Source organism: Bradyrhizobium sp. C9, assembly GCF_002532045.1.
Taxonomy (GTDB): domain Bacteria; phylum Pseudomonadota; class Alphaproteobacteria; order Rhizobiales; family Xanthobacteraceae; genus Bradyrhizobium.
On record NZ_NWTG01000014.1, the window covers coordinates 154,631 to 175,903 of the forward strand.

Here is a 21,273-nt window from a genome sequence, read left to right on the forward strand (position 1 = left end):
TGACGAACCTGAAGCAAGGTCTATCATCAGGGATCACGCGGCGCGACAGCCGGTCTGCCGCACCGCGTCCCGCTACTTCCGGAACACCTGCTTCGAACCGGCGTCGAACCTCGCCACCGGCCGATCCATCTGCCACAGTTCGATATCATGACGGTCGACAAGACGACTGGCCGATGTGACGGCTGCATCGTCGTCGCTGCAATCCATGTTGACCACGCCGATGGATCGGCTGTGCGGTCCGACGATGTAGGCGCGATAGGTCGTCATCTTCGTTCTCCGGCTGTTGCGGCGAAGATGAGCGCGAGCACGTATGAATTCGAGAAGAACCGCGACGGGATCTTATAAAGACGGAATAAGCGCCCGCCGCGAACAGCCCGCCAGGCGCGGCAGGCCGCTCGGGACTGCCGTCAGGCCGGCGCGCCGTTCTTGAGCAGCTTGGTCACGGCCGCGACCAGCTCGTCGGGCGAGAACGGCTTGTTGAGCAGCACGCTATCCGGCACGCCCCGGGTCGGCCACTCGTCGCCGCCACCGCCGGTGATGTAGAGCACCGGGAATGACGGATCGATCTCGCGGGCGCCACGCGCCACGCGCCAGCCGTCGAGCCGGCCGAGCAAGCGAATGTCGGTCACCAGCGCGCTGTATTTGGTGCGGAACGCCTTGAGCAGCGTCAGTGCTTCCTCACCCGAGCCCGCGATCGCCGGCTCATAGCCGCCATCCCTCAGGGCGTCCTCTACCATCATCTGAAGATCACGATCGTCTTCGATGACGAGAATGATCGGCACGTCTTGCAAAGCTATCCCCCAGAAATCAGCCGGGTGCGCCCGGCTCCGCGAGCATATGCAGCAAATAGTGGCTACCGTTTGCACGGCACCCCCAGTACAAATACGGGTATCAGACGCGTCCTATTCGTCGGCGAATTCGTCTTCTTCGTTGACCCCCGCTTTACCCCGCGGAGCCGGCTTTCTGCCGCCAAGCGATCCTGTGACATAAGGTTCGCGCGCTGCATAGGGGCTTCGGCCGCCGGCGCGCGCCGCGACCTCTTCGCCGGAGACGGCAGCGGGCTGGCAGATCAGGCGCCGGCTGGCCCGGCGCATCAGATCCACATGGATGTGGTCGTAGTGATAGACGTTGGAACCCGGCGCCAGCACCGTGGTGAATTGCTGGCAGGCGGCGGCCTGGACATCGCGCAGAAAGCCCTGCTCCTCGGGCAGGCCCTTCCAGCCGTCCTTCACCGAGATGCGCCGGCCGTCAGAGAGCGTGAAGGCCGCAATATCGAGCGCATTGCCGAAGGCGTGCTCGGAAATATGCGCGTGCGAATTGCCGTTCATGCCGCGGCAGGAATAGGCCGAAATCTGCTTGATCTCGACGACGCGCGCACCGAACCAGCGTTGCGCCGCCGGCTGCACCGAATCGGCAAGCCAGCGCTCCAGCACCGAGACGATCGGGCATGCCAACGTTGCGGCAGGCTTTACTGCAACCGGACCGACCGTCATCACCGAATTGCCGTTCGACGGGCCGAGCCGCGGCGGCGGCGCCGCGCCGGACGGCTGCTGGGAATAAGGTGCAGGTGAGTAAGGCGCGGCCGCGCCCTCGCGCTGCGGATTGCCGGGCAGGCCCGGATAGTAAGGTCGCTCGCCGCGGGCATCGGGCGAGCCATCCGGCGGCAGGTCGATCTCGCCCTGCTGCGGCGGGACACCGGGCGCCGACAGCGACACCGGTCCGTTCGGCTGGCTGCCATAGTTCGGCTGGCCGACCGCCTGTTCGGAATACGGCGCCTGCGCGGGTGGCGGGCCCGGCTGACGATTGATCGGCCAACGCGGCTGGTTGCCGACCGACGCCGGTGGACGCAGGCTGTCGTCGGCAAATCCGTAAGCCGAACTGGCCTCGCCGAGCGCGGCCACCTTGAGCGGAAACTCGGCGCCGCAGACGCCGGGGCCGGAAATCGGATCGATGCGGACGAGGTCCGGACCTTCCTTGACCGCGCCGGATTTCAGGCATGCGGCCTCGGCCTCGGCCCGCCACGGTTCGCGCTCGGCAGTCTGAAACAGACCGCGGCCGCAACCAGCAAGCGACACAAGGACAAGGGAGCCGACGAGATACAAACGAACTCCACGCGTCATGGCGCGGAGGTTCTGCGAATTTGATTAAAGACTCTTCAACGCATTTCGATCGTTTGATTTCAGCTGTGTTTAACCATGCAGTGGAACCCGGTCGCGCAATCCACGCGATCGCATCGCTGTGTCACCAATCATCGCGAATGCTCCGCATCGTCATTCATCTTTAGATTGCGCTGCCGAGTACTGCAATCTTGCCGAAAACTTACAGACGGTATCCGGGGCGGGCAGCCGGTCCGTAACCCGCAACGCCGCGGAATTTATTTGCGGGCGCTTCAACGCCTTGATTCGCCGTCTGTTTGAGCCACGCATCGCAATGCGGCATCAGACGGGAACAGAGGGCTTGGCAGCAAGGCTGACTTTTTCGGCCAGGAACCACTTGCTAGCTTTTGCGTTAATGCGGGCAGCGTTGTGAACCGAGGGAGCTTCCCAATGGATTTCGCGAGTCCTCTGCTGAGCAAGCTGAGCATTGTGGCCGCGTACATCGCGTTCGCCTTCGTCGGCGCCATCATTCTCGGCGTGTTCTGAAGCATTCGACAGGCATGAGTTCAGCGCCCGGCGGCCGCCCCCACCGGGCGCTTTGCTTTTCTCTCACCCCGTCATCCTGAGGAGCCGCGAAGCGGCGTCTCGAAGGATGCATGGCCACAGTCGGGCCGTCGATCCTTCGAGGCTCGCTCGCTCGCACCTCCAGCGACAAAGGCGCGCAGACCGCAGCGTCGGCATGCAGCGCGTCGTTGCCGCGCTTCTGTTTCGACATGTTGGTGTAGATGTCGTTATCGGCATGGGCGGCGGCGACGCTGCCGGCGAGCAGCAGCGCGACCAGGCTCAGGCGTTTCATGTTTGCCTCCATCGCTTGCGAAGACAGCAATTGACCTCCATCGGTCGCGCGCGAGGTGGCAAACGGTTCGACGGCGTCCGGTTACAAATTGGACAGCTGCGCGTTCAGGAGCGCGGCTCGCCCCGGAGTTGCCCCTGCGTGATCACGCGGTGCCGCGCGCGCGAGACTCGGACCCAGTCGGCACCGGTGCAGTAGACGCGACCGAGCGCGCAGGACAATACCCGCAGTCTGTCGGCCCCCTTCAACTCGATCGTGCCGTAACGGATGGTGCCGTTGTCCTGGCCGGTGACGCCGCCATCCCAGCGCGCGTCCTGCTTCGGCTTCATGTTGATCAGCACCGTTTCACCGAGATCGCGCGTGGTCCTGTCGAGCGCATAGCCGCACAGCGCTGCGCCGCAGAGACGGATGCGCACCAGATCGTTGGCTTCGGTCTGCCAGTCGCCGATCGGACCGTCGTCCGCCTCATCGGCCTGGTGCGAGACCTGCAGCACCGGCGGTGCCGGACGCGCGGGCGCTGCGGGTAGCGCAGCCGGCGGTGGCGGCGGAGCTGCGACGACCGGCGGCTGCGGCGTCATCACGCGCGGCGGCGACGGTGCTGACGGTGGCGGCGCGGCAGCCGGCGCGACTGGCGCGGGCTTGTACACGATGTTCGGCGGCGGCGCGGGAGGTGCTGCCGGCACAGGCGCGGGCAGCGCGCTAGCGGCCGGCGTGGCAGAGGCCGCTGCCGTCGCCGCGGACGCAGGCACCGGCTTGATCGCACGGCCGTTGTCAGCTTCGTCATCGCGCCTGGCGCCGCCCGACACCGAGACGCAGGACAACGAGCGGCACCGCGTCGAATCGAGATGGACGCGGTGGCCGCCGATCGAGAACGAGATGCCTTCACCGGCATGGGCGAAGGGCGTGAACAGCATCAGCGCGACGAGCAGGCAGAAGCGCTTCATCGAAACCTCCAAAACATCCGATGACGCTAGAGGTGTTGTGCTCGCGGCGCAGTGATCTCCGTCACCGTGGCGAGCCATCCGGCTCAAGGGGCAACGTGATGCACATCACGGAAGCGCGCGCCGGCCGAGCGTAGCGTCCGGACCAATCGCTACCCCCTGCTCAACGCCATGGAGACTCAAGATGAAGAAGCTCGTTGCGATCGCTGCGCTGCTGATGGCCACCACGTCAGCGCATGCCGGCGGCACCGGCATCACCTTCGAGATCGACGGCCAGCGCATCCATGTCGAGGCGCCACGCAATTGCAGCGCGCTGTCCTGCATCCGCATCTCCGCGCCGGGCTATAGCGGCACGATCGGCGGCATCAGCAAGAATCTCGGCTCGAAGTCCGACGATGATGACTATGTCGCCCCGACGACCTCGTCGCCGCCAGCGCCTGCATCCGCACCGGTTCAGGCCGCCGCGCCGCAGCCGGCCGCGCCGGTCGCGGCCGCTGTCCCGCCGCCGCCTCCGCCGCCGGCAACGGTTGCAACGGCTGCCCCCGCGCCGGCCGATGCCGCACCCGCTGCGCCTGCCCCGGTCGCCGCACAGCCAGCGCCGCCGCAAGCCGCTCCGATTGCCGCCGCACCGGCTCCGGCGCCGACCGGACCGATCGGCGTCTGGGCCACCGAGGAGAACAAGGGCAACGTCCGCGTCGAAGCCTGCGGCGACAATCTGTGCGGCTATTCGGTGAAGAGTAACGAACGCATCCTGATCAACATGAAGCCCGACGGCAGCAAGTGGAGCGGCCGCATCCACGATCCCGACTCTGGCCGCAACTATGACTCGACGATCGCGATGAAGGGCCCGAATGCGATGCGCGTGCAGGGCTGCGCCTTCGGCGGCATGTTCTGCGGCGGCCAGACCTGGAAGCGGGTCAGCTAGCACGTCAAGTTTCCGGATCGCTCTGATGTCCGCAGCCGCACCAACGGCGAGCGGACATCATCTTTTACTGGTCCGGCGGTCGCTTCATGTCGATGGCTGGACGCGCTATAAGCGTCGCCGTGTCGAGGTTGAATCGAACCTGCGGGCGGTTTGCGATGGCGATGACGGCTCTTGAACTCGGTCTCCGCGGCGCGGTGGTCGCGCTGTTCCTGGTGGTTTGCGCGGTGCTGCTGCTGCGTTACGCGGCGGTGCATCGCGCCGCGCATCTCGGTGCCGCGATGGGCGTGGCCGGCGCGGCCTACGCGATCACGACCGCACCGTTCTTTCCCGCATCGTCATTCGGCTGGAGTTCTCCATTCATTGCCTTTGCGATGGGCTCACCGGTGATTCTCTGGCTGTGGGCGCGCGCGATGTTCGACGAGCGGTTTGCCTTGCGGCCCTGGCACGCGGCGGTGTGGACACTGGTCGCCGGCCTTGGCGTCGTGAGCCACAATTGCTGGACCATCTGGCCCGAACTCGCCGGGCCGTGCGGCCGCGCCCTGGCGTTGGCGACGATCGGCTTCGCCGGGCTCGGGATCGCGCAAATTCCCAAGGGATGGCGCACCGCCGCGACGACGGCGCGCGGCCGGATCCTGATCGCGCTGCTGATCGGCATCGGCCTTCAGATGATGTTCGCCGCGGCGGCCGGTCTGGCCGCGATTCCGACCCGTTCCATCAGCCTCAGTGCCGCCCTCGCCCTTGGCGCATTCGCGCTGATCGGCATCTGGATGATGCTGTTCGATCCGCCCGAGGGCCAGCCGGCGGTTGCCGGCACCGGCGGAAGGGGCCAGGCCGCACCGGTCGCCGCGCGTTCGCTCGCCAATGCCGCTCCGGCGCCCTCCAGCCAGGCCGCGCTCAGTCACCTCAAGCATCTGATGGCGACCGAGCGGACCTACCGGCAGGAGGGACTGACCATCGGCGTCTTGGCGGTCAAGCTCGGCATGCCGGAATACCGGCTGCGGACGCTGATCAATGACGGGCTCGGCCACCGCAACTTCAACGCCTTCCTCAACCGATACCGGCTCGACGAAGCCAAGGCGGCGCTCGCCGATGCCGGCCAGGCCGAGGTGCCGGTGCTGACGATTGCACTCGACGCCGGGTTCCAGTCGCTGGCGCCGTTCAACCGCGCCTTCAAGGCGGACACCGGACTGACGCCGACCGAGTTTCGGCGCCGGGCGACGGCCGCGCAAACCACGGACGCCGCGGAAAACGCTCGGCCGGGGTGAGAATTCGCTCCTCGATTTCAGAAATCGATAGGCTTGCGGCCCCACGATCTGCCTAGCTGTGCCGACACCGGCGCGGATCGCGCCATGGCAAGCGGAGTTCGACGGCCGATGAAGCATTTTCTCACCGCGGCAAGGTTGCTGGCCCTCGACCTGGCGTCGACCCTTGTCTTTCTTGTTCTGTTCCTGCTGACGCACAACACCGCGCTCTCGGTCGGTATCGGCATCGCCTTCGGCGTCACGCAGATCGGCATCCAGATGGTGCGCGGTAAGCGGATCGACACCATGGAATGGCTGAGCCTGTTCCTGGTCGTCACCGCCGGCACCGCGACATTGCTCACGAACGACCCGCGCTTCGTGCTGTTCAAGCCGAGCGTGATCTACGCCATCGTCGGCGTCGTGATGCTGAAGCCCGGCTGGCTCAACCGCTATCTGCCCGAGATCGCACAGACCGTCGTGCCCGATGTCGCCGTCATGGTCGGCTATGCCTGGGCAGCCCTGATGTTCACCTCCGCCGCCGTGAATGCCTTCGTCGCGCTGACCTGCGAGATCACGACCTGGGCTATGGTGATGCCGATCTTCGGCATCGTGAGCAAGATCGTCGTGTTCCTCGGCGGCTTTGCCGCGATCCGCCTCACCGCCAGACGTCGCATCCGCGCCATGCCCGAGGCCCAGCGCGAGGCCGTGCTCGCGCTCGAGGGGGCTCCGGCGACGGCGACGCCATAGGCGCTGACGTTGCCCGTCGGCGTGTGGTTAACGAAACAAACCGGCGCGCGACGAAACCATTTTGCCGTGCGCACGAAGAATTGCCGAAACCAAGCCTGCCTAGTGATGGCCTCGACGACGCGCTGCAACGGCGCGCTCACCACAAGGGGGACATCATGGCTTTCACCGCTTCCACGCTGCGTCACGGCAAACTGCTGGCGGCAACCGCGTTCACGCTCGGCCTGCTGACCTCGGCGTCCTATGCCTACACCGACGAGCAGCAGCAGATGTGCACCGGCGATGCGATGCGGCTGTGCAGCTCGGAAATCCCCGACGTCGATCGCGTCACCGCCTGCATGGTCCGGCAGCGCGCGCTGCTCAGCGACGGCTGCAAGGCGGTGTTCCACTACGTGCCGCCCGCAACCGCCGCGCAGCCTGCAAGCTACGCTCCCGCGGCCAAGCCGGCGAAGCCACTCAACATCACTCCTCACAAGCGCGGCTAAGCAAAACCCCAACAACGACCAGGCACCGCGCTCCCTTCCGGGAGTGCGGTGCTTGATCGTTTGGATCCGCCATGACAACAAGGCAGGACCGTTCATTCGGCATTCAGCCTGACGCGGCTCAATTGCCGATCCCCAATGCCTCCCGGGAATCGATGGTGATGCGCCGCGCCTTCCTTTATGCGCTTCTGTTTGGTGCCGGCGTCACGATGGGTTGGCATACAACGGCCAATGCCGCGCCGGAGCTGATGCAGCTTGCACAAGCGCAGCCTGCACCGGCGCCCTCGGCCGCTCCCGCGCCGAGCGCGACACCGTCAACGCCAGCGCCTGCCACGCCCGCCCCGGCTGCCGCGCCGCAGGCCACGGCGCCCGAGCCGATCGGCAACGTCGCGACCCTGACCGGCACCGCCACCGTCACCCGCAACAACACCACGACGCCGCTGCAGATCCGCGACGACATCTTCGCCAATGACGACGTCGCCACATCCGCGACCTCCTCGCTCGGCATCACCTTCAACGACGGCACCACCTTCAACCTGCGGGCCAACGCCAGGATCACGATCGACAATTATGTCTACGAGGACGGCGGCCAGCAGAACAGCGCGCTGTTCAACGTCGCCAAGGGAACGGCGGCGTTCGTCGCCGCCGCCGTCGCCAAGACCGGCGACATGAAGATCTCGACGCCGACCGCAACGCTCGGCATCCGCGGCACCACCGGGCTTGTCGAGGTGCCCGAAGGCGCGACCGCGACCAGCAACAATGTCGGCATCAAGCTCTATCCCGACGCCGACGGACATGTCGGCCGCATCGAGGTCAACGACCGCGGTGGCGCATCGCTCGGCGTGCTGACGCGCGGCGCCAGCGGTTTTGCGATTCGTCCAGGCCTCGGCGGCGCCCGCTTTGCCGCGGTGCCACTGACGATTTCGCCGCAACAGATGACGCGCGACCAGGGCTTCGTGCGCGCGGTGCATTCCGCGCAGACGCTGGGCCGTCAGGTGGTGACCGAGCAGCGCGACTTCCGCCGAGCCAATCCCGACTTCCGCAGGGCCAATCCGGCCGCGCCCTATCCGAACCGTGGCCAGCCGGTGCAGCCGAACCCGCAGCGCCAGAACGGGCTGCCGGGCCAGAATCGCAATGCGCCGCAGCAGCCGGGTCAGCAAAACCGTCCGGGCCAGCCGCAGCAACCCGGCACGCAACCCGGCACACCTGGCCGGCAGGGCTCGCAGCAGCAGCCGGGCACGCAACAGCAAGGCGGCGCACAGCACGCGCTGCCCGGCCAGCCCGGCGGCACGACGCTGCCGCACGCGCCCGGCGTCCAGACGCCAACCGGACAGCGGCCTGCGGGACAACGGCCCGCCCGCCAGGAACCCGCGCGCCAAGGCGGCGCGACGCCACCCGGCGGACAACAATCGCCTGCACGTCAAGGCGGCCTGCAGCCCGGACGCACGCCAGTGCCGGGCGGCGTCCGCCAGCCGGGACAGCCGGGTCAACCAAGCGTGCCGAGACAGGGCACGGCGCAGCCTGCGCCGCCGGCACCCGGCCAGGTGCGGCCCGGCATTCAGCAAGCAGCGCCTGGCGTTCGCCCCGGCATGCAACGGCCCGCAGTGCAGGCACGCCCCGCCTTCCAGCAACGGCGCGCACCGCCGCCGCGCGCCGCGAGGCCGCAGCCCAAGGACAAGCGTCACAACTGATTGGAAGCGCGCGGCGTCAGGCCGCGCGGCGCAGCCAGTCGCGCACGCGCTCGATCAGGTTCTTGCGCGGGGTCGGCTGCACGACCGCAGCAATGGGTGCGATCTCGCGCGCGGATGACGGCGGCGCTTCGGGTGCAGTCACTTCAACGACGTGCTCACGCCCGGCCACTTCGCCGGCATCCGCTGCGGCATACTCCGGCGTCACGGCCGGCCGAACCGGTGCTGGATCTGCCGCCCGCGCGCCAGCGATCACGGGCGCGCCAGCGGCCGGCTCTTGCTCGGCAGGCTGCGCGCGCCGTCGCTCCGCGGCCGCAACCCGCAACCGCGTGCGCCGCTCGCGCTCGGCGTTCGCCGCGGCCTGCAACGCGATCGGTCCGACATTTTCCAAGAATACGCGCTCATAGCCGCGCGACAGGCGGTCGAGCGCTTCATCGAGCGGCAGCCAGTCCACTTCCCTGATGTCGCTCATCAACGCGCGCACCGGCTTGCCACCGGCATCCATGCGCCAGTAGTGCACCACCTTCGAACGCCCGCCTGAATCATAGACCAGCGTGCCGAGGAATTCGTGCACCTCGACATCGTGGCCGGTTTCCTCCAGCACCTCGCGTTCGGCAGCGTCGCGCGGCGTCTCGCCATCGTCGAGCTTGCCCTTCGGCAACACCCACTCATTGCGCTTGCGCAGGCGCACGATGGCGAAGCGCGGCGGAGCCTCCCGCCGCAGCACAATGCCTCCCGCCGCCAGAACAGGCGTCCGCGCCATCTCGTGTCCCAAAGGTTTGCGATTTAGGATCGTCGCACGACGATCGCAGCCATTCTAAGGCATGATCGGGAAAAGTGGAAACCGGTTTTCCGGGCAGACCATGCTCAAAGAATGGCGCGAACGAGAAGGCGAGTTCAGTAAGCGGGCTTCCGCAACAGCGGTTCGCCGCATTTGATCCGAGTTCCCTCCGCGACATTGTCGCAGAACTCGAAATGGCCGGGTGCGAGCACGATGATGGTCGAGCCGTGCTCGAACCAGCCGAGCTCGTCGCCCTTCTTGACATGCGCGTCACAGGAGAAATCCACCGGGCCGCGCGACTGCGCGTTCAGCGTGATGTCGAGGAAATGCAGGCGAAGGCTGGCGACGAGGATCGCGGCGACCGGAACCAGCGTCAGCGCCTCGCCGGTCGGAAGCTTCGCGCGCAGCACCGCGCGCTCGTTCTTGCAGAACAGCCGCTCGACCCGCTTCAGCGCGATCGGATTGACGTTCCAGACGTCGCCGTGAATGAACGTCACCTTGTCGATCGCAAGATCATAGGGTGCGTGAAAGCGGTGATACATGCTCGAGGTCAGCCGCAGCGTGATGAAGCGGCCGTTGCTGTGCTGCTCCACCAGCGCGGGATCGCCGAGAAGATCGAGCAGCGAATACGGCGCGCCCTTGACCTGGAACAGCTGCCCATCCTCGATCCGCCCATGCGCGCCGATGATCGCATCCGACGGGCTCGCGATAATGGCGGGATCGGCCGCCGCCGGGCGCAGGCCGGGCTTGAGCTCGCGGGTAAAGCAATCGTGCAAACTCTTGAACTCGGTCTTCTTCGCCTCGGACAGATCGAGGTCGGAGAACAGCTTCCAGCAGGCGATCGATGCATCGCGGACCAGGGGGTTCTCGACCTTGGAGAACCAGCCCATGAAGCGGGTGATCGCCGCCCGCGGAATCCGGTTTGTTAGCAGGAAATTGAGGTCTTCCTGCTGGGTGAATGCCGAGATCAGGCCCTTGACTGTCATGAATTTGTTAGGTGCCGAGGCTAGCGCTTCTGTCATGGAAACATCCCTTCCGATTCTCTCGCTGTCCGCCGCCGCGCTTGCCGGCGCCGCCGCAGCTTTCCCCAAAATTCAGGCCCGCCTCGCGCTGTCGCGAGCCAAGCACCGCTCGCTGACCGGACACTCCAAGATGTCCAAGATGGTGGCGCGCATGGTGCCGCACTACGAATTCGACATCGACGAGTTCTTCCGCTCCGACGGAGCACCGAAGGACGTCGCGATGCAACGCCAGGACGGCTTCTTCCGCCTCGCCGGCCTTTACGCGGATCGCTACCCCAAGGGCCGTGCGCTGACCGCCGAGGTGACGGAGCGGATCTCCGACCTGCAGTTCACCGAAACCTACCGCGTGCCGTTCCAGTACAGCCGCCTGGTGCGCGAGCATCTCGGCACCTCGGCCTTCGTCGAGGCGTCCAGCGGCGTCACCGTCACCGACCTCGACGGCAATGTGTCCTACGACCTGACCGGCTCCTACGGCGTCAACATCTTCGGCAACGACTTCTACAAGGAGTGCATCGCCGAGGGTGAGAAGCGGGCGCACGCGCTCGGCCCGGTGCTCGGGCCCTACCACCCGATCATTGCCGACAACGTCAAACGGCTCTGCGAGATCTCCGGCCTCGACGAGGTCTCGTTCCACATGTCCGGCACCGAGGCCGTGATGCAGGCGGTGCGGCTCGCGCGCTACCACACCAAGCGGACGCATCTGGTGCGGTTCGCCGGCGCCTATCACGGCTGGTGGGGCGAGGTGCAGCCCGGCGTCGGCAATCCGGTGTCGCCGCACGAGACCTACACGCTCGCCGACATGTCGGAGAAGACCCTGCACGTGCTGCGCACCCGCAAGGACATCGCCTGCGTGCTGGTCAATCCGCTGCAGGCGCTGCATCCGAACGGCAACGCGCCCGGCGATTCCGCGCTGGTCGATTCGTCGCGCTCCTCCCGCTACGACCGCGCCGCCTACACCGAATGGCTGAAGCAGCTGCGCGAGGTCTGCACCGAGCGCGGCATCGTCTTGATCTTCGACGAGGTGTTCGTCGGCTTCCGCCTCGCCGCCGGTGGCGCCCAGGAATATTTCGGCGTCAAGGCCGACATGGCGACCTACGGCAAGAGCCTCGCCGGCGGGCTTCCGGTCGGCGTGGTGTGCGGCCGCAAGGACCTGATGCGGCGTTTCCGCGACGACCGGCCGGCCGATATCTGCTTCGCCCGCGGCACCTTCAACTCGCATCCCTATGTGATGACGGCGATGGACGAGTTTTTGAGCCGGCTCACCAGCCCCAACTTCCGCTCGATCTACAACGGGCTGGAGGAGACCTGGAACGGCCGCGCCAAGGCGCTCAACGACCGGCTCACGGCCGCGGCGCTGCCGGTTCGCGTCGGCAACATCTCGTCGATCTGGACCGTCTCTTACACCGAGCCGTCCCGCTACAACTGGATGCTGCAATACTATCTGCGGGCCGAGGGACTGGCGCTGAGCTGGGTCGGCACCGGCCGCCTGATCTTCACCCTGAATTACACCGACGCCGACTTCGCCGAGGTCAGCGATCGTTTCGTCGCGGCAGCCGAGAAGATGAAGCGCGACGCCTGGTGGTGGCACAAGGAAGGCCTCACCAACAAGAACATCAAGCGGCAGATCCTGAAAGAGATGGTCGCCGTGAGGTTCGGGCGCTGAAGCGACGCACTGTCCCTCCGCTCCCTCGCCCCGCTCTTGCCCTTCCTTCGCCTCCCCCGCTTGCGGGGGAGGCCGGATCGCATCGATAGATGCGATCCGGGTGGGGGCTCTCTCCTCACAATGAGTGTCGCAAGCGGCGACACCCCCACCCCAACCCTCCCCCGCAAGCGGGACAGGGAGCGCAGTCCCGTTGTGACGAGCAGTTCGGCCGAGTCTGTTCACGATAGCCCTAAGACGTAGATGCCCGGGACAAGCCCGGGCATGACGCATATCGGAGAGATGTTGGAGCAACGATCAGGCGTGCCTGACGTGCTTCTCGAGACCCGGATCGATCAGTTCGCCCTTCATCAGGAACAGCGGCGCCTTGTGATAGAGCTTCAGGTCGTGGAAGGGGTCGGTGACGATCTTGGTCATCCAGACGAGGCCGGTCTCGACGTCGCGGATGAAGAACAGGTGGATGGTGCGGAACAAGAGGCCCCCGATGCCGACCACGAGCCAGATCTTGGCGACCTGGCGGGTAAAGTCGCCCATCGTGACCCAGGGCTTGAACAGGCCGAACAGGGTCGGATCGAAGTACAGCACCATCGGCGACAGCGCCCAGATCGCCATCAGCACGACCTTGCGCTGCAGGTTATAGCCGACCTTGATGTCTTCCTTGTGCTCGTGGGTCGCCTGGTTGACGTGGTCATACCCCTTCGGCTCGAAGAAGAAGTGACCGGCCTGGCGCGAAGTCATCGAGACCAGCCAGCCGACCAGTGCCGACACCACCGGATCGAAGAACAGCATCACATAGGCGAACAGAAAGCTCAGCGCGCTGACGAAGTGCAGGCTCTGGTTGATCCGGCTGTGATGGTAGAAGCGATGGTCATCCCAGCGCTGGGTACGCAGCTCTTGCAGAAAATTCTTGATCATTGGTTCCCCCAACATCTTTCGGGACAGGATTTACAGGGATTCGATGTATCGCGTGTGACATCATCATAATGACATATGACAATGCGGAGCGACGCCTTGACGCAACCGGAGAAGAGTTCTGCCTCATCCCGGCGAGGTTTGCGGAGATGAGGCGGAGGAGATCGTAGCCTCCTGGCTTGGGAGGCGCTGTGCGCCACCTCACCCGGGAAGACCGGCGGGCTGAGCCGCCTTGGCCAAGCCGCCTCAGGCGGCTTTGGCGACGTCCGCCTTGCGGAAGCGGACCAGCGAGAAGTGGCCGAGGGGCGGGATCAGGCGGCGCTCCGCGAGCTCCATGCCGCGCGCGCCGGCCAGCCACTTGGTGTAGCGCGACCAGGCGAATTCGGCGGTGCGGAACCCGAGCGGGCGCACCACCGGCTGCAATGTCTGCTCGATGAAGCGGCGGACGCCGGCATCGGCGCTGACGCGAGTCAGGATGATCATCTCGCCGCCGGGCTTGAGCACGCGGGCGAACTCGTCCATCGCGGCTTCCGGGTTCGGCACCGCCGACAGCACGTACTGCGCCATCACCACGTCGAACGAACTGTCGGGGAATTCGAGCTTCTCGGCGTCCATCACCGCGAGGCCCTCGACATTCTTCAGGCCCTGCTCGGCAACCCGCTTCTTGGCCTTCTCCAGCATCGCCTCGGAGATGTCGGTGCCGAAGATGCGCACGTTCTGGCTATAGAGCGGCAGCGAGATGCCGGTGCCGACGCCGACCTCGAGCACGCGGCCGCCGATCTTGTTGGTGGCCTGGATCGCAGCCTGCCGGCCCTTGCTGAACACGCCGCCGAACACGAGGTCGTAGATCGGGGCCCAGCGGTCATAGGCCTGCTCGACCGTCTCGCGGTCGAAGTCCATGGAACGGTCGGCGCCCAGCTTGATGATTTCAGCCATAGATTAGGTCTCTCGTCTTTCGTTCGTTTGAACCGTTAATTCGGAACCGCACTGCGGCCGGCGACGCGGCGGGCGGGCCGCGGCGCGCGGCTCGGCTGCAACGTGGCCAGATTGCCGATGAACTGACGCGCACTGTTTTCCCAGGAACGCTCCAACGCAAAATTGCGGCAGTCGGCGCGCGACATGTTCAGCGCGCGCAGGCAGGCGCTGCGCAGATCGTTGTCGATCGCACCGATCGGATGATCCGCGATGACGTCCTTCGGGCCGGTGACCGGGAACGCCGCGACCGGCGTGCCGCAGGCCAGCGCCTCGAGCTGCACGACACCGAAGGTGTCGGTCAGGCTCGGGAACACGAACACGTCGGCGGCGGCGAGGTGCGAGGTCAGATCCTGGCCCTTCTTCTCGCCGAGGAAAATCGCGTCGGGATATTTCTGTTGCAGCGCCGCCCGTTGCGGGCCGTCGCCGACCACGACCTTGGAGCCCGGCAGATCCAGCGACAGGAAGGCGTCGAGATTCTTCTCCACCGCGACGCGGCCCATGGTCATGAAGATCGGCCGCGGCAGATCGAGCAGCGCCGGCTGGTCCGGATTGAAGATTTTGGTGTCGACGCCGCGGGTCCAGAAGCCGAGCTTGCGGAAACCGCGCTCGGCAAGCTCTGTGCGCAGCGAGTCGGTCGCAACCATCGTCATCGATCCGGACGCGTGGAAGTGGCGCAGCACGGCATAGCCGACGCTGTCGGGAATTCCGGTGCGCACCGAAACATATTCCGGGAAGCGCGTTGTATAGGAGGTGGTGAAGGCGAGCTTGTTGCGCTGGCAATAGCCGCGCACCGCCCAGCCGATCGGCCCTTCGGTCGCGATGTGGATCGCCTCGGGCGCGGCCTCCTCGATCCGGCGCGCGATCTCGCGGCGGTTCGGCAGCGCCATGCGCAGACCCGGATAGGTCGGCACGCCGACCGAGCGGAAGCCGTCGGGCGTGAGGAATTCGATCTCGGCGCCGAGGGCCGCTGCGCTACGCGCAAGCGACGTCAGCGTCCGGACCACGCCGTTGACTTGCGGATGCCAGGCATCGGTCGCAACGAGTATGCGCATCGCAGGAGACCCAAATCGTTAATCTTGATTCTGCTCGCACGACGTTCTGACATGGATGTTTCAAACGTATGACGTCATCGAAATGTTAGGTTGTTTTTCACGGCGAACTGCCGGTTTTTCGTGTAACATGACAGCCAGATGTCAGAGCAGCAGAGTGAACATCCCGGCACGACGCGTCGCAGGCTCAAACGGCGAAACTCCTCGCTCCTGATCCTCGCGGCCGGCATCTTCGTGTTCGCCGTCGCCGCAGGCCTGCTGTTCTACGGGCTGCGTCCGGTGACGCTGAAGATCGCCGTCGGCCCGACCGGCAGTGACGACGTCAAGCTCATCCAGGGCTTCGCGCAGGCCTTTGCGCGTGACGGCCACTCGGTGCGGCTGAAACCGGTCACGACGCAGGGCGCTGCCGAAAGCATCGCACTGTTCACCGCGAACAAGGTCGACCTCGCGGTCGTACGCGGCGATCTCAGCCTGCCGGCGAGCGCCGAGGCGGTTGCGATCCTGCGCAAGAATGTCGTTGTGCTGTGGGCACCGTCAGGCGGCAAGGGCAAGCCGCGGTCCGCGAAGATCAAGAGCATCGACGATCTCGCCGGCCACAAGGTCGGTGTCGTCGGCAGCACCCAGGCCAACGTCACGCTGTTGCGCGTGATCCTGACCGAGTCCGGCATCAACCCCGACAAGGTCACGATCAGCCAGTTCGCCGTCAACAAGGTCGCCGATCTGGCGCGCGATCCCTCGCTCGACGCCTACATGACCGTCGGGCCGCTCGACAGCAAGGTGACGGCGGAAGCGATCGCGGCGACGGCGGCCGCGCGCGGCGAACCGAAATTCCTCCCGGTCGATGTCTCGGAAGCGATCGCGCAGAAACATCCGCTGTATGAATCTGAAGAGATCGCCGGCAGCATCTTCTCTTCGTCGCCCGCGCGGCCCGAGGACAAGGTCGAGACCGTCGGAGTCAATCACCTCATCATCGCACAACACACGCTGCACGAAGCGACCGTCGGCACGCTCGACCGCCAATTGTTCACGCAGCGGCTTCAGGTCGCGCGCGATCTGCCGGCTGCCGCCAAGATCGAGAAGCCGGACACCGACAAGGATGCGGCACTGCCGGCGCATCAAGGCGCGGCCGCCTATATCGACGGCACCGAGCGCACCTTCCTCGAAAAATACTCCGACTACATCTGGGGCGGCATCCTGCTGGTCTCCGGCCTCGGCACGGCGGGCGCCTGGCTGCGCCATTACGTGAAGCGCGACGAGCGCGAGCGCTATATCACCCATCGCGACGGTCTGCTGACGCTGATCGCGCGGGTGCGCGGCGCCGAGACGCCGGAGGAGCTCGCGAAAATGCAGGCTGATGCGGACGCGCTGCTGCGCGAGGCGCTCGATTGCTACGACGACGGTGCGATCGAGGAAGGCGATCTCACCGTGATCGGACTGACCCTCGAGCAATTCCATCATGCGGTCTCCGACCGCCGCGCCGTGATCAGCGGCGACCGGCCGGGCCTGCCGCGGATGCGCGCAAGCTAGCCCGCTCGGGCCCACCGATTGCACCGAGAGCAACGTTTGGATTGCGGCTGCACGCGTACGCCCCCAAGCTGCGCGACACTCTGCCGCTCGGCATGCCGAAGGCGCGCTACGCCGGCACCGCCAGCCTGTTCTTCACGGTCGGCAATTTGCTGAAGGCCGGCCCATGGCTGGAGCTCGCCACGCCGTCGCGCAGCCTGTGGCTGCTGATGGCGCTTTGCGTGCCGGCCGTGCCGGTCGGCGTCCGGGCCGGCTGGCGGCTGCACGAACGCCTCGACCGGCGCGCGCTCTACCGCCTCTGCTATGCCATTCTCGTCGTCACCGCGGCCAGGCTGCTGTGGGACGGACTGGCCGGATACGTTCAGCTCTGAGCGGGGGCGACGTTGTCGCTGCCCGTCAGGGAAGATCGCGCGCTCCGGCTGCCGCTCACGCTGACGGCGAGTGGCCCGATCCCCTCGAGCGTCCGGGCCATATCGTCCGGCTCGAGCCGCTTGCGCGCCACGAACGAGAAATGGCGGCGCAGCTTCAGGACCGGCTTCTCGATCCAGTGCCAGGAGAACGCCGCGAACGCCGTGATCAGCACCAGCGCGACGGCGAACTGGACAATCAGCGACGCGTTCGGCAGCCAGACCTTCACCACCTGCTGCATCGGAAAACCGTACAGATAGATCCCGTAGGAATAGTCGCCCCTTGAAAACAGCGGCAGCCGCGGCAGCTTCGAGAGACCGAGGAACACGGTGATATAGACCAGCGCCGGAGCAATGACGGCATTGAGGAGAGGCTGGGTCATCCAGGCCGCCGGCCCAAGCAGTACGGCGCCGAGGCAGAGCGCACAGCAGGCGGCGAGAATGCGGCCGTCATAGGGGATGCGGTCACGGTAAAGATAGACCGCGATTGCAAGCAGACAGGCGACCGGCAACTTCGCACCGCGTCCGAGAAACAGCGCCGTGCTGAAGATCTTGTCATACAGCGTGCCCGCGACGCCGGCAGGCAGCTGGGGCGGCGTTGCGGCATGCCCCGTGAACTGCACGGCAAAGCCGATACCGACCAGCACGACGACACCGGTCACGATCAGGGCCGGCTTGCGCAGCAGCCCCAAGGCCATGATGACCGCCATCACCGCGTAGCAGCCATATTCGAACGGCACGGTCCACAGCGAACTGTTGACCTCCGGCGCCGGATTGCCGCTGAACACGCCCGGCAGGGTATAGTTCACGAGGCCGACGACGTTCGTGAAATATTTCCAGGTGCCGGCGTTGGCGAAGTAGTCCCAGAGCGGCAGCGTCGTGAAGATCGGCCCGAGGATCAGCGCCGACAGCACGATCTCGACCGCCAGCGCCGGAATGATCCGCAATCCGCGGTTGATCAGGAATTCCTTAACGCTGAGCCGCAGCCCGCTTGCGGCGATCAGGAAGCCGCTCAATGCGAAGAACATCACGAGGATGGCAAACTGCGGAAACCAGAATATCCCCGTCAAATCGGAGTCGCCGCGCCCGGTTGCAACATAGGGCGTATGCCCCGCGACGACCGCGATCGCGAGCGCAACGCGGAGAAAATCGAATCCGGGACCAAAGCCCTTCTGCTGATCCAGCATGCTCCCGATCGAAGGCGCTGGCATGATTTCCACTCCATTCCAAACCACGCCTTCGGACAGCAAGCGCCGTGCCAGCAACGATGTCTTGGGATGGGACAGCCCCCCGGCAACGCGCCCTTAACCGTGCGACGAAACACCGACGAAACAAATCCCTAACGGCACGAAACCATTTTGGCGATTTCGTGCAAACGTCCTGAAACGCCTCACCTGTACTGGTTTGAGCCAACGACGCGCCGGAACCGGCGCGCAGGGCGCAAACAACAGGGGTCGACAATGTTCAATTCCATCAAGCTGAACGCACGTCTCGCTGCCGCCGCCTTCGGTGCGCTGGCGATCGGCGCCGTCGCTTTCTCGAATTCCGCCGCGGCCGCGCCGCTGCCGATTTTCCCCTTCATCCTGACGCCGCCGACCGAGGCGGTGCAGCCGCCGGTGCAGTCGATGCCGCAGGCGCAGGAGGAAGACCGTTCCGTTGAATTGCCCGCCCGCCTGCGCCGCCAGGTCGTCGCCTATCCGACCCGCGAGGCGCCCGGCACCGTCATCATCGATACCCCGCACACCTATCTCTACCTCGTGCTGGGGAACGGCCAGGCCATGCGCTATGGCATCGGCGTCGGCCGCGACGGCTTCACCTGGTCGGGCACCCAGACCATCACCAAGAAGGCGGAGTGGCCGGATTGGACCCCGCCGCCGGAGATGATCGCCCGTCAGCCCTATCTGCCGCGCCACATGGCCGGCGGCCCCGGCAACCCGCTCGGCGCCCGCGCCATGTATCTCGGCGGCACCGTGTACCGCATCCACGGCACCAACGCGCCGGAGACGATCGGCACCCACGTCTCCTCCGGCTGCTTGCGTCTCACCAATGAAGACGTCACCGACCTCTATTCGCGGGTCAACGTCGGCACCAAGGTGATCGTGCTGCCGATGACCGACCGCAGAGCCGATCTCGGCTCGGCCGTCCGCTAACCCCGACACATTCAGACATCGACATCGGCTCCGGCATCACGCCGGGGCCGTTGTCGCGTTCATAATCGTTAACGTCCGGATCGTTAACGTCCAGGTGATCAGAGCTTCCGCCCCCGAAGCAGCTTGATCCCGCCACACTGGCGCCCTCGTCGGCGGGCCTGTACAACCCGTCAAGTTGATTTCATCCGGGGGAATGATGCGTCTACCGATGCATCCAAGAACAATCGCGCTCGGGCTCACGGTGGTGCTGGTCTCGTTCGCGATCAGCCTCAAGGCCATGGACTGGCTCGCGCCGAGCGTCACGGTGCAGACGCCGCCGCTGGTGCAGCTGCCGCCGCTGCCGCCGGCGCCGCGCTCGTCGACGGTCGTGGCGCAGGTCTCGGTCGCGCTGTCGGCGATCCGCGATGCCGCCGAACGCGGCGCGCCGAAGACCTTCGGCGGCAAGGCCGACAACCCGGTCCAGCAAATCCTGCAAAATGCCGACATCGGCTGGACCGCCTCGCGCGGGCCGATCGCGGCCACCGGCGCGCAGGACGTGCTGACGCTGACGACGCCGATCAGCGGCACGCTCAAGGTCACCGGCGCGCTGTCGGCACAGGCGACCGGCGCGGTCAGCAACGCGCTCGGCAGCCTGCTCGGCGGCAACGTCGCCAAGCAGATCGGCGCCGTGAACATCAAGAACATCAACGCCAATGCGGACATCAAGGGCAGCGTCACGCTGACCGCGCGGCCGAAGCTCGGCGCGTCCTGGCGGATCGAGCCGAACCTGCAGGCGCAGGTCAATCTCGGCGACACCAGCCTGTCGGCCGCCGGCGTCCGCATCAGCGTGCCGGCCCAGGTCAAGCCTGTGATCGACAAGGCGGTCGCCGACCAGATTTCCGTGGTCGAGGCGCGGTTGCAGAACAATCCGGTGTTCCAGAACGCCGCCCGCACGCAATGGGCCAAGGCCTGCCGCTCGATCCCGCTGCAGGGCACCGGCGGCACCGCATCGATGCCGCCGATGTGGCTCGAGCTGCGGCCGACGCGTGCGATCGCCGCGCAGCCGAAGGTCGATGCCTCCTCGCTGATCCTGACCATGGGGATCGAGGCCGAGACACGGATCACGGAGACGCAGACCACGCCGAACTGCCCGTTCCCCGACAAGCTCTCGATCGTGCCGCCGATGCCGAGCCAGGTCTCGGTCGGCCTGCCGGTCGACATGTCCTTCACCACGCTAACGCAGCTGGTCGAGGCGCAGTTGAAGGGCAAGACCTTCCCCGAGGACGGCTCCGGCCCGGTCGACGTGACGGTCAAGAGCGCGAGCATCGCCGCCTCCGGCGACCGGCTTTTGATCTCGCTTCTGGTGCATGCCAAGGAGAAGAAGAGCTTCTTCGGCCTCGGCGCCGAGGCGACCGTGCACATCTGGGGCCGGCCGCGGCTCGATCAGGCGGCGCAGACGCTGCGGCTGGCCGACGTCGAGCTGGCGGTGGAGTCCGAGGCCGCGTTCGGCCTGCTCGGCGCCGCCGCGCGCGCGGCGATCCCGCATCTCCAGCAGGCGCTCGCCGACCGCCTGGTGGTCGATCTGAAGCCATTCGCGACCAACGCGCAGCGCAAGATCACCGCCGCCATCGCCGACCTGCAGAAGAACGAGGAAGGCATCCGCGTCGACGCCGACGTCAACAGCATCCGCCTTGCCGGCATCGCGTTCGATTCGAAGACGCTCCGGGTGATCGTGGAAACCGACGGCACCATCAAGGCCGCCGTCACCGCGCTACCGGCGCTGTAGGGCGCAGATCCCGGCGTTCCATCCGCCGCGCCCTGCGCATGCCCAAAAAGTCGTCTTT

The 21,273-nt window shown here is 66.2% G+C and carries 21 protein-coding genes; 10 read left to right on the forward strand and 11 right to left on the reverse strand.

What is annotated here, in order from left to right:
• Positions 1–72: 72 nt before the first annotated feature.
• The 5 genes from CO675_RS25590 to CO675_RS25610 all read right to left on the reverse strand — a co-directional run bounded on the left by CO675_RS25590 (position 73) and on the right by CO675_RS25610 (position 3,893).
• Positions 73–267: a hypothetical protein gene (locus CO675_RS25590; protein ID WP_050403216.1), complete on the reverse strand. Its 195-nt coding sequence runs from the start codon at positions 265–267 to the stop codon at positions 73–75.
• A 140-nt stretch (positions 268–407) separates the two neighbouring features.
• On the reverse strand, positions 408–791 hold the full coding sequence (locus CO675_RS25595; protein WP_050403215.1) for a response regulator: 384 nt from the start codon (positions 789–791) through the stop codon (positions 408–410).
• A 111-nt stretch (positions 792–902) separates the two neighbouring features.
• Positions 903–2,120 (reverse strand): extensin-like domain-containing protein, encoded by a 1,218-nt coding sequence (locus CO675_RS25600; RefSeq protein ID WP_097674603.1) that lies wholly within the window; start codon positions 2,118–2,120, stop codon positions 903–905.
• Between the two features lie 502 nt (positions 2,121–2,622).
• Positions 2,623–2,952 (reverse strand): hypothetical protein, encoded by a 330-nt coding sequence (locus CO675_RS25605; protein WP_143279103.1) that lies wholly within the window; start codon positions 2,950–2,952, stop codon positions 2,623–2,625.
• A gap of 104 nt (positions 2,953–3,056) precedes the next feature.
• Positions 3,057–3,893: a DUF2147 domain-containing protein gene (locus CO675_RS25610; RefSeq protein ID WP_097674605.1), complete on the reverse strand. Its 837-nt coding sequence runs from the start codon at positions 3,891–3,893 to the stop codon at positions 3,057–3,059.
• 181 nt (positions 3,894–4,074) lie between these two features.
• Between CO675_RS25610 and CO675_RS25615 the strand changes: the two genes are divergently transcribed.
• The 5 genes from CO675_RS25615 (at position 4,075) to CO675_RS25635 (ending at position 8,973) form a co-directional block, all read left to right on the forward strand.
• Positions 4,075–4,815 (forward strand): DUF2147 domain-containing protein, encoded by a 741-nt coding sequence (locus CO675_RS25615; protein ID WP_097674606.1) that lies wholly within the window; start codon positions 4,075–4,077, stop codon positions 4,813–4,815.
• A gap of 86 nt (positions 4,816–4,901) precedes the next feature.
• On the forward strand, positions 4,902–6,080 hold the full coding sequence (locus CO675_RS25620; protein WP_245452915.1) for an AraC family transcriptional regulator: 1,179 nt from the start codon (positions 4,902–4,904) through the stop codon (positions 6,078–6,080).
• Positions 6,081–6,188: 108 nt separating this feature from the next.
• On the forward strand, positions 6,189–6,803 hold the full coding sequence (locus CO675_RS25625; protein ID WP_097674608.1) for an inner membrane-spanning protein YciB: 615 nt from the start codon (positions 6,189–6,191) through the stop codon (positions 6,801–6,803).
• A gap of 155 nt (positions 6,804–6,958) precedes the next feature.
• Positions 6,959–7,285, forward strand: coding sequence for a hypothetical protein (locus CO675_RS25630; protein ID WP_244549566.1), 327 nt, complete (start codon positions 6,959–6,961; stop codon positions 7,283–7,285).
• A 71-nt stretch (positions 7,286–7,356) separates the two neighbouring features.
• Positions 7,357–8,973 carry a FecR family protein gene (locus tag CO675_RS25635; RefSeq protein WP_502693406.1) on the forward strand — a complete coding sequence of 539 codons (1,617 nt, stop codon included), beginning with the start codon at positions 7,357–7,359 and terminating at the stop codon, positions 8,971–8,973.
• A 16-nt stretch (positions 8,974–8,989) separates the two neighbouring features.
• On the opposite strand, the gene CO675_RS25640 is transcribed toward CO675_RS25635, so the two are convergent.
• On the reverse strand, positions 8,990–9,733 hold the full coding sequence (locus CO675_RS25640; protein WP_097674611.1) for an NUDIX hydrolase: 744 nt from the start codon (positions 9,731–9,733) through the stop codon (positions 8,990–8,992).
• 134 nt (positions 9,734–9,867) lie between these two features.
• Positions 9,868–10,737 carry an archaetidylserine decarboxylase gene (gene asd, locus CO675_RS25645; RefSeq protein WP_097674612.1) on the reverse strand — a complete coding sequence of 290 codons (870 nt, stop codon included), beginning with the start codon at positions 10,735–10,737 and terminating at the stop codon, positions 9,868–9,870.
• 34 nt (positions 10,738–10,771) lie between these two features.
• Here asd and CO675_RS25650 point away from each other — a divergent pair, with 34 nt between their 5' ends.
• Entirely contained in the window at positions 10,772–12,436 is a 1,665-nt protein-coding gene (locus CO675_RS25650) for an aminotransferase class III-fold pyridoxal phosphate-dependent enzyme (protein WP_097674613.1), read from the forward strand.
• Positions 12,437–12,730: 294 nt separating this feature from the next.
• On the opposite strand, the gene CO675_RS25655 is transcribed toward CO675_RS25650, so the two are convergent.
• From CO675_RS25655 to CO675_RS25665, 3 genes are all read right to left on the reverse strand, one after another.
• The gene (locus CO675_RS25655; protein WP_097674614.1) at positions 12,731–13,348 is read right to left on the reverse strand and encodes a hypothetical protein; all 618 of its coding nucleotides are present in this window, start codon (positions 13,346–13,348) and stop codon (positions 12,731–12,733) included.
• A gap of 243 nt (positions 13,349–13,591) precedes the next feature.
• A complete protein-coding gene (locus tag CO675_RS25660; protein ID WP_097674615.1) occupies positions 13,592–14,281 on the reverse strand; it encodes a class I SAM-dependent methyltransferase in 690 nt (229 codons plus the stop codon).
• Positions 14,282–14,316: 35 nt separating this feature from the next.
• Complete coding sequence (locus CO675_RS25665; protein WP_097674616.1) at positions 14,317–15,372, reverse strand: glycosyltransferase family 4 protein; 1,056 nt, start codon at positions 15,370–15,372, stop codon at positions 14,317–14,319.
• A 138-nt stretch (positions 15,373–15,510) separates the two neighbouring features.
• On the opposite strand from CO675_RS25665, the gene CO675_RS25670 reads away from it, so the two are divergent.
• The gene (locus CO675_RS25670) at positions 15,511–16,896 is read left to right on the forward strand and encodes a TAXI family TRAP transporter solute-binding subunit (protein WP_097674617.1); all 1,386 of its coding nucleotides are present in this window, start codon (positions 15,511–15,513) and stop codon (positions 16,894–16,896) included.
• Between the two features lie 41 nt (positions 16,897–16,937).
• The gene (locus CO675_RS25675) at positions 16,938–17,264 is read left to right on the forward strand and encodes a TSUP family transporter (protein ID WP_198964739.1); all 327 of its coding nucleotides are present in this window, start codon (positions 16,938–16,940) and stop codon (positions 17,262–17,264) included.
• Here CO675_RS25675 and CO675_RS25680 read toward each other — a convergent pair.
• Positions 17,255–18,511: an acyltransferase family protein gene (locus CO675_RS25680; RefSeq protein ID WP_245452916.1), complete on the reverse strand. Its 1,257-nt coding sequence runs from the start codon at positions 18,509–18,511 to the stop codon at positions 17,255–17,257. The genes CO675_RS25675 and CO675_RS25680 overlap by 10 nt on opposite strands.
• A gap of 249 nt (positions 18,512–18,760) precedes the next feature.
• Between CO675_RS25680 and CO675_RS25685 the strand changes: the two genes are divergently transcribed.
• Both CO675_RS25685 and CO675_RS25690 read left to right on the forward strand, forming a co-directional pair.
• Positions 18,761–19,450, forward strand: coding sequence for a L,D-transpeptidase (locus tag CO675_RS25685; RefSeq protein WP_097674618.1), 690 nt, complete (start codon positions 18,761–18,763; stop codon positions 19,448–19,450).
• A 196-nt stretch (positions 19,451–19,646) separates the two neighbouring features.
• Positions 19,647–21,215: a DUF4403 family protein gene (locus CO675_RS25690; protein ID WP_198964740.1), complete on the forward strand. Its 1,569-nt coding sequence runs from the start codon at positions 19,647–19,649 to the stop codon at positions 21,213–21,215.
• Positions 21,216–21,273 lie beyond the last annotated feature (58 nt).